Source organism: Streptomyces sp. NPDC039609 (assembly GCF_055596705.1).
Window position 1 is genome coordinate 127,228 of record NZ_JBVIUJ010000009.1, and the last position, 14,787, is coordinate 142,014.

General features: G+C 71.0%; 10 protein-coding genes. 3 read left to right on the top strand and 7 right to left on the bottom strand.

Going from position 1 to position 14,787, the window contains the following annotated elements; all coding sequences use genetic code 11:
- Positions 1–50: 50 nt before the first annotated feature.
- From ftsH to nsdA, 6 genes are all read right to left on the bottom strand, one after another.
- The gene (ftsH, locus tag ACZ561_RS26570) at positions 51–1,976 is read right to left on the bottom strand and encodes an ATP-dependent zinc metalloprotease FtsH (protein WP_470999492.1); all 1,926 of its coding nucleotides are present in this window, start codon (positions 1,974–1,976) and stop codon (positions 51–53) included.
- 145 nt (positions 1,977–2,121) lie between these two features.
- Positions 2,122–3,675: a signal recognition particle protein gene (ffh, locus tag ACZ561_RS26575; RefSeq protein ID WP_470999494.1), complete on the bottom strand. Its 1,554-nt coding sequence runs from the start codon at positions 3,673–3,675 to the stop codon at positions 2,122–2,124.
- Between the two features lie 112 nt (positions 3,676–3,787).
- Positions 3,788–6,235, bottom strand: a complete 2,448-nt coding sequence (locus tag ACZ561_RS26580) for a [protein-PII] uridylyltransferase (RefSeq protein WP_470999495.1) — start codon at positions 6,233–6,235, stop codon at positions 3,788–3,790.
- A gap of 25 nt (positions 6,236–6,260) precedes the next feature.
- Entirely contained in the window at positions 6,261–6,599 is a 339-nt protein-coding gene (locus tag ACZ561_RS26585) for a P-II family nitrogen regulator (RefSeq protein WP_101390346.1), read from the bottom strand.
- Entirely contained in the window at positions 6,596–7,942 is a 1,347-nt protein-coding gene (locus ACZ561_RS26590; protein WP_470999497.1) for an ammonium transporter, read from the bottom strand. The genes ACZ561_RS26585 and ACZ561_RS26590 overlap by 4 nt, the downstream gene beginning before the upstream one ends.
- Before the next feature lie 388 nt (positions 7,943–8,330).
- A complete protein-coding gene (gene nsdA / locus ACZ561_RS26595) occupies positions 8,331–9,806 on the bottom strand; it encodes a transcriptional repressor NsdA (protein ID WP_470999499.1) in 1,476 nt (491 codons plus the stop codon).
- 417 nt (positions 9,807–10,223) lie between these two features.
- Here nsdA and ACZ561_RS26600 point away from each other — a divergent pair, with 417 nt between their 5' ends.
- Positions 10,224–10,877 (top strand): bifunctional DNA primase/polymerase, encoded by a 654-nt coding sequence (locus tag ACZ561_RS26600; protein WP_470999501.1) that lies wholly within the window; start codon positions 10,224–10,226, stop codon positions 10,875–10,877.
- Positions 10,878–10,979: 102 nt separating this feature from the next.
- Here ACZ561_RS26600 and ftsY read toward each other — a convergent pair whose 3' ends face one another.
- Positions 10,980–12,200: a signal recognition particle-docking protein FtsY gene (ftsY, locus tag ACZ561_RS26605; protein WP_470999503.1), complete on the bottom strand. Its 1,221-nt coding sequence runs from the start codon at positions 12,198–12,200 to the stop codon at positions 10,980–10,982.
- Positions 12,201–12,285: 85 nt separating this feature from the next.
- Here ftsY and ACZ561_RS26610 point away from each other — a divergent pair, with 85 nt between their 5' ends.
- Together ACZ561_RS26610 and ACZ561_RS26615 are read left to right on the top strand one after the other, a co-directional pair.
- Complete coding sequence (locus ACZ561_RS26610) at positions 12,286–13,725, top strand: cytosine permease (RefSeq protein ID WP_470999505.1); 1,440 nt, start codon at positions 12,286–12,288, stop codon at positions 13,723–13,725.
- Positions 13,726–13,785: 60 nt separating this feature from the next.
- Positions 13,786–14,763 carry an LLM class flavin-dependent oxidoreductase gene (locus tag ACZ561_RS26615; protein WP_470999506.1) on the top strand — a complete coding sequence of 326 codons (978 nt, stop codon included), beginning with the start codon at positions 13,786–13,788 and terminating at the stop codon, positions 14,761–14,763.
- The last annotated feature ends 24 nt before the right edge of the window (positions 14,764–14,787 follow it).

Consider the following 14,787-nt stretch of genomic DNA (forward strand, 5'->3'; position numbering starts at 1 on the left):
GGGCGTCCGACCCGTACGGAACGCATACCGCCCCGCTTCTGCCCGGGCGCCTACGTCTCCTTCGTCTGACGTGTGATGCCGGCCGCCCGGTAGGCGGCGTCCTCCTCCAGGGTTTCGTTGGCCAGGAGGGCGGCCGCGAGGGCGTCGAGTTTGTCGCGGTTCTCGCGGAGTTGGCGGAGGGCGCTCTCGTAGCACTCGTCGACGATCCGGCGCATCTCGTCGGCGACCATGTCGAGTGTCGCGGGGGCCGCCGAGAGGCCGTAGGCCTGTTGGGCGTCGCCGGGGATGGCGGTGAGGCGGCCGACGCGTTCGCTCATGCCCCAGCGGCCGGCCATGCCGCGGGCGATGTTGGTGACCTGTTCCAGGTCGCTCTCGGCGCCGGTGGTGATGACTCCGAAGACGACCTGTTCGGCGGCCATGCCGCCGAGCGCGCCGATGATCCGGCCACGTAGGTACTCCTCGGTGTACGCGTACTTGTCGGAGTCGGGCGTCGAGAGGGTGACGCCGAGGGCGCGGCCACGCGGCACGATGGTGATCTTGCGGACCGGGTCGGCGCCGGGCTGGAGCATTCCGAGCAGGGCGTGGCCGCTCTCGTGGTAGGCCGTGCGACGCCGTTCCTCCTCCGGCATGACGAGGGGTCGTTCGGCGCCGAGCTGGACCTTTTCCAGCGCGTCGGAGATGTCGGACCGGGTGACGGCCTTCTGCTGTCGTTTGACGGCGAGGAGGGCGGCCTCGTTGGCGAGGTTGGCGAGCTCCGCGCCGGTCATGCCGGGGGTGGTGCGGGCGACCTGGACCAGGTCGACGTCCTGGGCCAGGGGGATCTCGCGGGTGTGGATCTTGAGGATGGCCTCGCGGCCCCCGCGGTCCGGCGGGTTGACGTGGACGATCCGGTCGAAGCGGCCGGGCCGGGTGAGCGCGGGGTCCAGGACGTCGGCGCGGTTGGTGGCGGCGAGGACGATGACGCCTTCGGAGCCGGTGAAGCCGTCCATCTCGGTGAGGATCTGGTTGAGGGTCTGCTCGCGTTCGTCGTGGCCGCCCATGCCCGAGCCGCCGCCGCGGGCGCGGCCGATGGTGTCGATCTCGTCGATGAAGATGATCGCGGGGGCGACCTTGCGGGCCTCGGCGAAGAGTTCCCGTACGCGGGAGGCGCCGACGCCGACGATCATCTCGATGAACTCCGATGCCGAGGCGGAGAAGAAGGGCACTCCCGCCTCGCCGGCGACCGCTCGTGCGAGGAGTGTCTTTCCGGTTCCGGGCGGGCCGGCGAGGAGGACGCCGCGCGGCATCTTGGCGCCCATGTCGCGGTAGGCGGTGGGGTTCTTGAGGAAGTCGACGACGTCGTTGAGTTCGCCCTCGACCTCGTCGATGCCGGCGACGTCGTCGAAGGTGGTGCGTGTGGCTCCGGGTTCGAGCTCGACGGGCTTGGGTGGGGCCTTGCGTCCGAGCATTCCGCCCGCGCCGCCGAGGCCGGAGCTCATGCGGCGGGCGATGAAGATCCACAGGGCGACGAGCAGCAGCATCGGTGCGAGCGAGATGAGCAGGTTGGCGAGGAAGCTGCGTTCCTGGACGACGGGCTCGGCGGTGACCGTGACGCCCTTGGCGGTCAGTTCGTCCCAGAGGTTGTCGTCGGCGAAGGCGGGCCGCTGGGTGACGAACTTGGTGTAGTCGCCCTTGTCTCCGTTGGGCAGGGGCTGTTTGTTCTTGAGCTCGCCCTGGATGGCGTCGCCCTTGGAGTAGATCTTGGTGACGTTGCCGGCGGTGACCTGCTTGCTGAACTCGGTGTACGAGATCGTCGGCTCGTCGCCCCGGTTGAAGAACGACAGGACGAGGTTGGCGATCAGGTAGACGACCAAGGCGGTGAGGATGAGCCCTCCCCAGCCGCCGGGCATCTTCCGCTTCGGCGGCGCGGGCGGCGGGGCGCCTTCCGAGCGCCAGGGCTGGTCGGTCCGGTCGCGAGGGGGTACGGGGTTGGCCACGCTGCTCTCCTCAAGCCGACGTCAGGCCTCATTATTCGAGAACCGGATCAATGCGGCATTACAGGCATGGCGTGGGGATGAAAAAGGGCCCGGGGCGGTTTCGCACCGCTCCGGGCCCCTCGTCGTACGACTGCCGTCCGGGCTGTCAGCCCATGAACTTCTTGAACTCGTCGGGGAGCTCGAAGTCCTGCGGGCCCTGCCCGGCCGCCGGGAGGCCGAACGCGCCGCCCTGCTGGCCCTGCTCGCGGCGGGCCGCGGCGGCCTCCTCCTCGGCCTTGCGCTTCATCGGGTTGCCGCTCTTGCGCTTGCCCTTGGCCTGCTTGACCTGCTTCTTCTGCCGGCCGGGGCCGCCACCCATGCCGGGCATCCCGGGCATGCCGGGCATTCCGCCGCCCTGGGCCATGCGGGACATCATCTTGCGGGCCTCGAAGAACCGCTCGACCAGGCCCTTGACCGCGCTGACCTCGACGCCGGAACCCTTGGCGATACGGGCGCGGCGCGAGCCGTTGATGATGGTCGGGTCGTGGCGCTCGCCCGGGGTCATCGACTTGATGATCGCGGCCGTGCGGTCGACGTCCCGCTCGTCGATGTTGTTGATCTGCTCCTTCATCTGCGCCATGCCGGGCAGCATTCCGAGGAGCTTGCTGATGGAGCCCATCTTGCGGACCTGCTCCATCTGGGCCAGGAAGTCGTCGAGCGTGAACTCCTGCCCCTTCTTGGACGCCAGCTTGGAGGCCATCTTGGCGGCCTCTTCCTGGCTGAAGGTCTGCTCGGCCTTCTCGATGAGCGAGAGCATGTCGCCCATGCCGAGGATGCGGGACGCCATGCGGTCCGGGTGGAACGCGTCGAACTCGTCCAGCTTCTCGCCGTTGGAGGCGAACATGATCTGGCGGCCGGTGACGTGCGCGATGGAGAGCGCGGCACCGCCTCGGGCGTCGCCGTCGAGCTTGGAGAGCACGACGCCGTCGAAGCCGACGCCGTCGCGGAAGGCCTCGGCGGTGTTGACCGCGTCCTGACCGATCATCGCGTCGACGACGAAGAGGACCTCGTCGGGGCTGACGGCGTCGCGGATGTCCGCGGCCTGCTGCATCAGCTCCTGGTCGATGCCGAGGCGGCCGGCGGTGTCGACGATGACGACGTCGTACATCTTGGTCCGCGCGTACTCGATCGAGTCCTTCGCGACCTGGACCGGGTCACCGACGCCGTTGCCCGGCTGCGGGCCGTAGAACGCCACGCCCGCACGCTCGGCGACGACGCCGAGCTGGGTGACGGCGTTGGGGCGCTGGAGGTCACAGGCGACGAGCAGCGGGGAGTGGCCCTGGGCCTTGAGCCAGAGACCGAGCTTTCCGGCGAGGGTGGTCTTACCGGCACCCTGGAGACCGGCGAGCATGATCACGGTCGGCGCGGTCTTGGCGAACCGCAGGCGCCGGGTCTCGCCGCCGAGGATGCCGATGAGCTCCTCGTTGACGATCTTGATGACCTGCTGGGCGGGGTTCAGCGCCTGGGAGACCTCGGCGCCGGCGGCCCGCTCCTTGACCTGCTTGATGAACGCCCGGACGACGGGCAGGGCGACGTCCGCCTCGAGGAGGGCGATACGGATCTCGCGCGCGGTGGCGTCGATGTCCGCCTCGGACAGGCGCCCCTTGCCCCGGAGATTCTTGAATGTCGCTGCAAGGCGGTCGGAGAGGGTATCGAACACGGCGGTCGCGGATCCTCGGTGTCGGGGGCGGGCGGACGGATTGCCCTCCAGGGTATCTGCCCGGTCGAAGTGCGTGCCCCCGCCCGTCGAAACGGGCGGGGGCGGGACGCTCTCACCGCAGCGCGCCCTCCAGGGCCTGGGCCAGGTCGGAGGCCTCTTCGTCGGGCAGGAGGGAGCCGTCGGGGCGGGTCACGTAGAGGGTGTCCACGGCGTTGGCGCCCAGGGTGGAGACATGGGCGCTCCTGACGCGGACGTCGGCGCCCTCCAGGGCCCGGCCGATGCGGTGCAGCAGGCCGGGGGCGTCCTGGGCGCGGACCTCGATGACGGTGGCGAGGCGGGAGTCGGCGGCGGCGACGGTGACGCGGGGCGGCGGGGCGGTGACGCCGCGTCGCCGGGGGTAGGCGGCCTCACGTTCGGCCAGCCGTGCCCGGATGTCCAGGCTGCCGTCGAGGGTCCGTACGAGGTCGGCGCGGAGCCGGGCGGCCTGGGGCAGGGATCCGTATTCGGCGGCGACGCGCCAGTTCAGTACGAGGACGGCTCCGGGGCCGAGCTCGGTGGGGAGCTCGATGGCGCGCAGGTCGGCGGCGCGCACGGTCAGCCGGTGCAGGGCGAGGACGCCGGCGACGGCCGGCAGGACGCCCGGCTGGTCGGGCAGGGCGATGAGGAGTTCGACACCGACGGGTTCCGGTTCGCTGTCCTGGGGCTCGGTCTCCGGCTGGGTGTGGAGGGCGAGGACGGGCTCCCCGGTGCGCAGTGCCTCGATCGCGAGGCGTTCCTGCTCCGCGCTCGGGGCGGCGGGTTCCGGTTCCGGTTCGGGTTCTCCCGCGAGGACGGCGCCGACGCGTTTGACGAGGTCGGCGACGAGCGAGGCGCGCCAGGAGGACCAGGCGGCCGGTCCGGTGGCCAGCGCGTCGGCCTCGGTGAGGGCGTGCAGCAGTTCCAGCGCGCCCTGCGTCCCGACGGCGGTGGCGACGGACCGTACGGTGGCGGGGTCGTCGAGGTCGCGGCGGGTCGCGGTCTCGACGAGCAGCAGGTGGTGGCGTACGACGGTGGCGATGACGGCGACGTCGGCGCGGTCGAAGCCGATCCGGGTGGCGACGTCCCGGGCGATGGTCTCGCCGGCCACGGAGTGGTCGCCGGGCCAGCCCTTGCCGATGTCGTGCAGGAGCGCGGCGACGAGCAGCAGGTCCGGCCGGCCGACCCGGCGGGTGAGCGAGGACGCACGGACGGCGGTCTCGACGAGGTGCCGGTCGACGGTCCAGGTGTGGACGGGGTTGCGCTGCGGGCGGCAGCGGACACGTTCCCAGTCCGGCAGGAGCCGGGTGATCAGCCCTTCGGCTTCCAGGGCCTCCCAGACGGGCACGGTCGGCTCCCCGGCGCCGAGCAGGGTGACCAGTTCCTCGCGGGCCTCGGCGGGCCAGGGCACCGGCAGCGGCTTGGCGGTGGCCGCGAGCCTGCGGACGGCGTGCAGGGAGAGGGGGAGCCCGGACTGGGCGGCCGCGGCGGCGGCCCGCAGCGGGAGTACGGAGTCCCGTTCGGGTTTGGCGCTGAGGGCGAGGACGACCTCGCCGTCCATCTCCACCACGCCTTCGGCGAGCGGGGTGCGTTCGACGGGCGGCTTCGTGCCGGACCTGCCGCCCAGGATGGTGCGCAGCCTGGGCCGGGCCGAGCGGGCCTTGAGGACGCGGTTGACCTCGCGCCAGGTGACGTCGGTGGCGTACGAGATGATCCGCGCGGACTCGTACACCTCGCGCAGCAGGGTGTCGGCGTCGAGGAGGCCCAGCTCTTCGGCGACGGCGTCCTGTTCCTGGAGGGCGAGCCGGTCGGTGGCCCGGCCGGTGGCGAGGTGCAGGGCGTCGCGGGCGTCGAGGAGGCGGCGGCGGGCGCCGTCCAGGCCCTCCCGTGGGGCGTCGGCGAGCCAGGAGGCGGCGACGGCGCGCAGGACCTGGGCGTCGCGGAGACCTCCCCTGGCCTCTTTCAGGTCGGGTTCGAGGAGGAACTGCAGCTCCCCCATGCGCTCGGCCCGCTCCCGGCACAGCGCGTCGAGTTCGGGGAGCCGCTTGGGTGCCTGGTTGCGCCAGTCGGCGAGGACGGCGGTCCGCAGTCCGGCGACGAGTCCGTGGTCGCCGGCGACGGCCCGGGCGTCGAGGAGCCCGAGCTGGACCTTGAGGTCGTCCCCGGCGGTCTTGCGTGCCTCGGCGGGGGTGCGTACGGAGTGGTCCAGGGCGAGGCCCAGGTCCCAGACGGGGTACCAGATCCGGTCGGCGAGGGTGGCGATGGTGCCCGCGTCGGCGGTTCCGTCGTGCAGGAGCAGCAGGTCGAGGTCGCTGCGCGGGGAGAGTTCACGGCGCCCGTAGCCGCCGACGGCGACGAGCGCCACCCCTCGTGGCGGCTGGGCGGCGGTGAACAGTCCGGTCAGCCAGTCGTCGGTGAGCCGGGCCAGGGCAGCACGGCGCGGCGGCCCGGACTGCGCCTTCTCGGTGAGAAGGCGCAGCCGGGCCGCCGCGTATCCGCTGGGTCCCGAGTCTTCCGCTTGCGTACTCGTGTCGAGGCTCGTCACCCAGCAGCTCCCTAGTGCTCCGCGCTTACAGTGCGTCCGGACCGCGTTCGCCGGTGCGGACCCGTACGGCGGTCTCGACCGGCACGCTCCACACCTTGCCGTCACCGATCTTGCCGGTTCGGGCGGCCTTGACCACGACATCGATGAGCTGTTCGGCGTCGTCGTCCTCGACGAGCACCTCGATGCGGATCTTGGGGACGAGGTCGACGGTGTACTCGGCACCGCGGTAGACCTCGGTGTGGCCGCGCTGGCGGCCGTAGCCGCTGGCCTCGGTGACCGTGAGGCCCTGGACCCCGAAGGCCTGGAGGGCTTCCTTGATCTCGTCGAGCCGGTGCGGCTTCACGACCGCGGTGATGAGCTTCATGCGTCCACCTTCTTGTTCTCCGTGACGGCGGGGGCGGGGGCGGCGGTGGTGCGCGAGGAGGCGCCGCCGCCGGCTCCGCTGAAGTCGTACGCGGTCTCGGCGTGCTCGACCTGGTCGATGCCGGAGACCTCGTCGTCCTCGCTGACCCTCATGCCCATGGTCTTGTCGATGAGCAGCGCGAGGATCGCGGAGGCGATCAGAGAGTAGGCGAGGACGGCGACGACGCCGATGGCCTGCTTGCCGAGCTGTTCGAGGCCGCCGCCGTAGAAGAGGCCCTTGGCGTCGGACTGGACGCCGCCGGTGGCGAAGAAGCCGACGAGCAGGGAGCCGATGACACCGCCGACGAGGTGGACGCCGATGACGTCGAGGGAGTCGTCGTAGCCGAACTTGTACTTGAGGCCGACGGCCATGGCGCAGACGAGACCGGCGATGGCGCCGATGGCGATCGCGCCGAGCGGGGAGCAGGAGCCGCCGGACGGGGTGATGGCGACGAGGCCGGCGACCGCGCCGGAGGCGGCGCCCAGGGTGGTGAAGGAGCCGTGGCGGATCTTCTCGTAGAGCAGCCAGGCGAGCATGGCGGCGGCGGTGGCGACCTGGGTGTTGACGAACATCACCGCGCCGACGCCGTCGTCGTTGCCGAGCCAGGAGCCGGCGTTGAAGCCGAACCAGCCGAACCAGAGCAGACCGGCGCCGAGCATGACCAGCGGGAGGCTGTGCGGGCGCATCGGGTCCTTCTTGAAGCCGACGCGCTTGCCGATGACGAGGATCACGCCGAGGGCCGCGGCACCGGCGTTGATGTGGACCGCCGTGCCGCCGGCGAAGTCGATGACGCCCATCTCGAAGAGCCAGCCGCCGGCGCCCCAGACCCAGTGGGCGACGGGGAAGTAGACGACGGTGACCCAGAGGGCGATGAAGAGGGCCCAGGCCGTGAACTTGACGCGGTCCGCGAGGGCGCCGCTGATCAGGGCGGGGGTGAGGATCGCGAACATCAGCTGGAAGACGGCGAAGACGTACACCGGGATGGTGTAGCCGTCCCACAGCTCGGTGACGCCGATGCCGCTGAGGCCGACGTACTCGGAGGACCAGCCGATGAGCGATCCGGAGTCGGTGCCGAAGGCCATGCTGAAGCCGTAGAGCACCCAGAGGATCGTGACGATCCCGAGGCTGATGAAGCTCATCATCAGCATGTTCAGGGTGGACTTGACGCGGACCATGCCTCCGTAGAAGAAGGCGAGTGCCGGGGTCATCAGCATGACCAGGGCGGAGCAGATGAGCATGAACCCGGTGTTGGCTGCAGACAGCTCGGGGGCGTCTGCGGCCAGGGTCGTGATGGCTGGTGCCATCGGCGTCTCCTCGTCGTCGGTACGGCCTGTGCGGGGGCGGGGCCGAAAAGCGGCTTGGCCGTGAGGGGTGGCCGGTTATGCGCCAGAGATTCGCGCAGCGCGGTTTCCGTCGATGCCGCACGATGTTTCGCCGCAGTGACGAAGGGGTGGGGCGTGTTACGCGACTGTGAACGGCAAGGTCACGGACATGTAACGCGCCCGCCCTCCCGATTCAGCAGCCATCGGTTGAGCAACCACGACGGCGATCGACCACATCCGCGAGAGCGGCGGCGGATGAGCCGCAGAGAGGGGACCGGCCGCGGCAGCGTCCCTGTGTCCTGGCGGCGGGGGAGCCGAGTCGGGCAGTGGGGGACGTCTGTCGCGGCCGGGGTCTGGAGGGTGCCGGTGTTCAGACCGCCTCGGCGGTCTCGGGCAGCAGGGCGGTGAGCCGGTCGGTGAGCTGGACGACCTCGGCGACGTCGCGGAAGTCGCGGGCGGCCGTGTCGACGGTCTTGCGGAGCCGGGTGTTGACGCGCTCGGAGCGGACCCTCTTGGCGACGCCGAGGGCCTTCTCGACGAGGGTGGCGGACTGCTCGGGCTCCCGCTTGAGGAGGTGCACGGTGGCCATGCCGATCAGGTTGAGTGCGTACGAACGCTGGTGCTCGCTGTCCTTCTCGAAGAGGGCGACGGCCCGCTCCATGACGGGCTCGGCGAGGGAGGCGTACGTCGGGGAGCGTCCGGCGACGTAGGCGAGGTCCCGGTAGGAGTGGGAGTTCTCGCCGTTGAGCTCGGCCTCGGAGAAGAAGCGGATCCAGTCGGGCTCGGGCTCGCCGTCGAGGCCGACGTCGGCGAAGGTGTCCTCGGCCATGCGGACGGCCCGCTTGCACTTGGAGGGCTGGCCCATGTTGGCGTAGGCGCGGGCCTCCATCGCATACAGCATGGCCTGGGTGCGCGGGGTGGCGCAGTCGCGGCTGCCGTACTGGGCGAGGTGGATGAGTTCGAGGGCGTCGTCGGGCCGGCCGAGGTGGATCATCTGGCGGCTCATGGAGGAGAGGATGTACGAGCCGAGCGGCTTGTCGCCCGCTTCCTTCGCGGCGTGCAGGGCGAGGACGAAGTACTTCTGGGCGGTGGGCTGCAGGCCCACGTCGTAGCTCATCCATCCGGCCAGTTCGGCCAGTTCGCCGGCGCACTTGAACAGGCGCTGGGCGGTGGCGGCGGGCTGGGGTTCCTGAAGGAGGTCGGTGACCTCGTGGAGTTGGCCGACGACCGCCTTGCGCCGCAGTCCGCCGCCGCACTGGGCGTCCCACTGGCGGAACATCGCCGTGGTGGATTCGAGGAGGTCCAGCTCGCCCGGGGAGAGGCGGCCGGGGCGTCGGGTGTCGACGGCCGGTTCGGGGCGTTCGGGTTCGCCGGCGGGGGTGGGCACGAGCCAGCGCTGCATGGGCTCGATGAGGGAGGGTCCGGCGGCGAGCGACAGGGCGGAGCCGAGGAAGCCTCGGCGGGCGAGCATCAGGTCGCTGCGGGAGAACTCGCTGAGCAGCGCGACGGTCTGGGGTCCTGCCCAGGGCAGGTCGACACCGGAGACGGACGGTGACTGGTGGGCGGTGCGCAGTCCGATGTCCTCGACGGCCACGACGGCGCCGAACCGCTCGGAGAACAGCTCGGAGAGGATCCGCGGGATGGGTTCGCGGGGCTGCTCGCCGTCCAGCCAGCGGCGGACGCGGGAGGTGTCGGTGGAGATGTGGTGGGCGCCCATCTGGCGTGCCCTGCGGTTCACTTGGCGTGCCAGCTCGCCCTTCGACCAGCCGCTTCGCACGAACCACGAGCTCAGCTGCTCGTTCGGGCGCTTGCCGGCAGTCGTACCGTCTGCGCCGTTGCCGCCCACAGGAACGCCCCCATCCACGTCGATGCCTCTGTTGCGCGAACCCCTAACAGAATGCCGTGTGTTGCGGCGTTCGTCTGGAGCTTGGACCCCTTCGAACTGGAAAGCGGGTTGCCCCCGGCATACCCACGCGCGCAGTGAACTCCGGGGTTCGTGCACCGAAAGTAATCCTACGATCACCCCTCTCGCGAGGCGGATTCAAGAAACGCCACCATTCGCCACCCCTTCGAATGAACTCGCGTGCCGCCGAACACGATTCACTTGACATGCGACGACCTGGGTTGGCGGAGCGTTGCGCGAGGAGGCGCGCGCGACGGGCCGCACCACCTCGCCCGCGACGGTACGCCACCCCCGGCGACGGAGCGTGACGACGGTGCTCCGGGTCGTAACCACCGGCGCGTCCGACCCGTTGGAGGGGGCATGGGCTTCACGATCGGCGGCATTCGTGAGATGCGGTCCGGCTCACGACGCCGCGTCCGCACCACAGAGTGCACAGCGGTGGCCGAATACACAGGACTGTGGGGCTGGGACGTGGTCCCCGGAGCACGGGCCGTCTCCGGCCAGTGTTCCTGCGGGGATGCTTCCTGTACGGCTCCGGGGGCGCATCCGCTCTCGTTCGCCGCGGAGGTCCCGGCGGGCGCGGGTCTGGACGACGCGACGAAGGCGTGGTCGGAGTATCCGGGGGCGGCGCTGCTGCTGCCGGTGGGCCGGACCTTCGACGTGATCGAGGTCGCCGAGCCGGCGGGACGTCGGGCGCTGGTCCGGCTGGAGCGCATGGGACTGCCGCTGGGGCCGGTCTGCGCGACGCCGACGGGGCGGGCGTGGTTCTTCGTGGCGCCGGGGGCGGCGGCGGAGCTGCCGCAGCTGCTGTACCGGATGGGCTGGGACGACGCGGACCTGGATCTGCGGGGCCTCGGTCCCGGCGACCATGTGACGGCGCCGCCGTCGGATCTCGGGGGCCTGGGGCCCGTGCGGTGGCTGCGGCCGCCGACGCTGGACGCGGCGGGTGCGCCGCCGCAGGCACGGCTGCTCCTCGGGACCCTGGCGTACATCTGCCATCGCACGCACTTCTAGGCGGCGGGCACGGACCCTCGGCCCCGACGGCCCTGGAACGGGCGCGGCCCCGGTCCCACCGGTGGTGGGGCCGGGGCCGCGTCATCGAGGCTGCGGGCTGCTCTAGGCCCCGTCGCCGATCAGGGCGTCGACGAAGGCGGCCGGGTCGAAGGGGGCCAGGTCGTCCGGGCCCTCGCCCAGGCCGATCAGCTTGACCGGGACGCCCAGCTCGCGCTGGACCGCGACGACGATGCCGCCCTTGGCGGTGCCGTCGAGCTTGGTGAGCACGATGCCGGTGATGTCGACGACCTCGGCGAAGACGCGCGCCTGGACCAGGCCGTTCTGGCCGGTGGTGGCGTCGAGGACGAGCAGGACCTCGTCCAGCGGGCCGTGCTTCTCGACGACCCGCTTGACCTTGCCGAGCTCGTCCATGAGGCCGGTCTTGGTGTGCAGACGGCCGGCGGTGTCGATGAGGACGACGTCGGCGCCCTCGGCGATGCCCTCCTTGACCGCGTCGAAGGCGATCGACGCCGGATCGCCGCCCTCGGGGCCGCGGACGGTCCGTGCGCCGACCCGCTCGCCCCAGGTCTGGAGCTGGTCCGCGGCGGCGGCACGGAAGGTGTCCGCGGCGCCGAGGACGACGGAGCGGCCGTCGGCGACCAGGACCCGGGCGAGCTTGCCGGTGGTCGTGGTCTTGCCGGTGCCGTTGACGCCGACGACCATGACGACGCCGGGGGTGCCGGGGTCGCTCTCGGTTTTCACGGTGCGGTCGAAGTCGGGGCCGAGAAGGGTGATGAGCTCCTCGCGGAGCAGGCCGCGCAGCTCGTCGGGGGTGCGGGTGCCGAGGACGCGGACGCGCTCGCGCAGCCGCTCGACCAGCTCCTGGGTGGGGGCGACGCCGACGTCGGCGGTGAGGAGGGTCTCCTCGATCTCCTCCCAGGTGTCGTCGTCGAGGTTGTCCCGCGACAGGAGCGTGAGCAGCCCCTTGCCGAGGGAGTTCTGCGAGCGGGCGAGGCGGGCCCGGAGCCGTACGAGACGGCCCGCGGTCGGTTCCGGCACCTCGATCTCGGGCGCGGGCGCCTCGGCGACGACCGGGTCCTCGACGGCGACCGGGGCCTCGGTGGCCGGGAGGTCGACCTCCTCGATGGTCCGGCGTGGTTCTTCCCGTGGCGTCTCCGCCTCGTCGCCGACGTGCGGCTCGGCGGGCGGAGCGGTGATGGTCGGCGTGGTGGGCGGCGCCTCGGGCGGCGGCAGCTGCTTCTTCTTGCGGCCGCTGATCACGAGCCCGCTGGTCACGGCGACGGCGACGACCAGGGCGATGACTACAGCAAGAATGAGTTCCATAACGGCTCCAGTATCGGCCACGAGAGGGCGGTAGGAGGAGCACGTACGCTGGGTGGGTCCCCCACACCCCGCACGGAGTACCCCCATGCCCCACGCCGCCGAGAGCGAAGGTGCCGTCGAGACCCGTGGTCTCGAACCCGTCCCCGACGCCGAGCGCACCGGCCACGTCCGTGAGCTGTTCCCGACCTGGGTCGCCGCCAACATCAGTGTGCTGTTGCTCACGATGGGCGCGGGCCTGGTCGTCTTCAACGGCCTGAACTTCTGGCAGGTCCTCGTCGTCGCGACGGCCGCGCCGATCCTCTCGTACGGGATCGTCGGCCTCATATCGATCGCCGGAAAGCGTGGAGGCTCCCCCGGCATGGCCCTGTCGCGGGCCGTCTTCGGCCAGCGCGGCAATCTCTTCCCCGGGTCGCTGATCTGGGTGGCCCGCTGGGGCTGGGAGACGATCAACGCGGTCACCGGCGCCTACGCCGTGCTGACGGTTCTCGATCTGCTCTTCGGCATCCATTCGAACACCGCGCTGATCGTCATCACACTGATGCTCTTCGTCGCCTGCACCTTCCTGGTGTCCGGGCTGGGCATCAACGCGCTGCGGGTGTGCAGCAAGTGGTCGACGTATCTCTTCGGTGCGTTCTCGGTCCTGGTGCTGGTGTATCTGGTCGCCGACACCGACTGGTCGGCGGTCTTCGACAAGCCGGCCGGTTCGACGGCCATGATGATCGCGGGTATCGGCACGATCGCGGCGGGCGGCATCAGCTGGGTCCCCTCCGGCCCCGACTTCACCCGCTATCTGCCGCGTACGGCCTCTTCGAAGGCGATGGTCGGCTCCACGATCGGCGGCGCCGGGATCGTCGTGCTGCCGATGGTTCTGATGGGTGCGGTGATGGCGGTGGCCACCCCCGGTCTGGCGTCGGCGCAGGACCCGGTGTCGTTCATCGGCGAGCTGCTCCCGACCTGGATCTCCGTGCCGTACCTGATCATCGCGCTGATCGGGATGCTGCTGATCAACTCGATGTCGATGTACTCGGCCGGGTTCACGGCGCAGACGCTGGGCATCAAGGTGTCGCGCGCCGCGGCGGTGAGTGTGAACGCGGTGATCAGCCTGGTCTTCGGCTTCCTTCTGATGGTGGTGGCGACCAGCTTCATCGGTTCGTTCATCTCGTTCCTGACGCTGCTCGCCGTGGCGTTCTCCGCGTGGATCGGCGTCTTCGGCGTCGACATGCTGCGGCGGAGGTCGTACGACGGCGTGGCGCTGATGGACACCACGCGCACCAGCGCCTACTGGTACCGGGGCGGCTTCGCCTGGCAGGCGATGACGGCGTGGGCGGTGGCCCTGCTGGTGGGCCTGCTGTTCACCAAGGTCGACTGGTTCTCCGGTCCGCTCGCCTCCTCCTGGATCGGGGAGAACGGGCTCGGCTGGGGCGCGACGATCGTGGTCGCGGGTGTGCTGTACACGGTGCTGCCGCGGACCGCCGCGCCGGCGGCCGTGGAGCCGGCCGAGGTCCGCGAGACTGTTTCCATCTGACGCAACGTCAGATAGCGTCCCCCTTCGCCGGCATCCCACGCTCGCGGAGGGGGACTTCCCATGCCCTTCACAGTCGTACGGTTCAACCTCGTCGATCCCCACGCGACCCCCGAGTCCCTCTCGGAGCGCTATCGCGCCGCCCTCGCCATGGCCGCCTACGCGGACGAGCACGGCGTCGACACGATCCAGACCGAGGAGCACCACGGCGCCGCCAACAACTGGCTGCCCTCCCCGTTCGCCTTCGCGGGCGCGGTGTTCGGCGCCACGAAGAGGATCGCGGTCACGGTCTCCGCGATCATCGGGCCGCTCCACGATCCCCTGCGGCTGGCCGAGGAGATCGCCGTCCTCGACCTGCTGAGCGCGGGGCGTCTGGTGACGGTCGCGGGGATCGGCTACCGGCCGGAGGAGTACGAGGAGCGCGGGGTCGACTGGGGCCGCCGCGGCAAGCTGCAGGACCTGCTCCTGGAGACCCTGCTGCAGGCGTGGTCCGGTGAGCCGTTCACGTATCAGGGCCGTACGGTGCGGGTCACTCCGCGGCCCTTCACCCGGCCGCATCCGCTGCTTCTGGTCGGCGGTTCCTCGAAGGCGGCGGCGCGACGGGCGGCCCGGCTCGGGCTGCCGTTCTTCCCGAGCGCACATCTGCCGGAGCTGGAGACGTACTACCGGGAGCGGTGCGCGGAGTACGGCACCGAGGGCTGGACGATGATGCCGGCCGAGCAGACCCCGCTGCTGCATCTCTCGGAGGACCCGGACCGGTCCTGGGAGCTGTACGGGGAGCACTTCCTGCACGAGGCGCGGACGTACGCCTCCTGGCAGTCGAAGGACATCCGCTCGGCGGTGCGCTCGACGGCGACGACGGTCGCGGAGCTGCGGGCGGAGGGGGTGTACCGGATCGTGACGCCGGACGAGTGCGTGGCGCTGGGGCGGGAGCTGGAGAGTCTGGTGCTGCATCCGCTGTGCGGCGGGATGCCGGTCGAGGAGGCGTGGCGCAGTCTGCGTCTGCTGGGGGAGACGGTGCTGCCCCGGCTCACGGCATAGGACCGTGCGCCGGGGCAGTTCCGG

What these genes read in the sequence shown, in the direction of transcription:
- ACZ561_RS26585 (WP_101390346.1), bottom strand. Translation starts at nt 6,599, where the DNA reads ATGAAGCTCATCACCGCGGTCGTGAAGCCGCACCGGCTCGACGAGATC.
- ACZ561_RS26590 (WP_470999497.1), bottom strand. Translation starts at nt 7,942, where the DNA reads ATGGCACCAGCCATCACGACCCTGGCCGCAGACGCCCCCGAGCTGTCT.
- ACZ561_RS26600 (WP_470999501.1), top strand. Translation starts at nt 10,224, where the DNA reads ATGGGCTTCACGATCGGCGGCATTCGTGAGATGCGGTCCGGCTCACGA.
- ftsY (WP_470999503.1), bottom strand. Translation starts at nt 12,200, where the DNA reads ATGGAACTCATTCTTGCTGTAGTCATCGCCCTGGTCGTCGCCGTCGCC.
- ACZ561_RS26610 (WP_470999505.1), top strand. Translation starts at nt 12,286, where the DNA reads ATGCCCCACGCCGCCGAGAGCGAAGGTGCCGTCGAGACCCGTGGTCTC.
- ACZ561_RS26615 (WP_470999506.1), top strand. Translation starts at nt 13,786, where the DNA reads ATGCCCTTCACAGTCGTACGGTTCAACCTCGTCGATCCCCACGCGACC.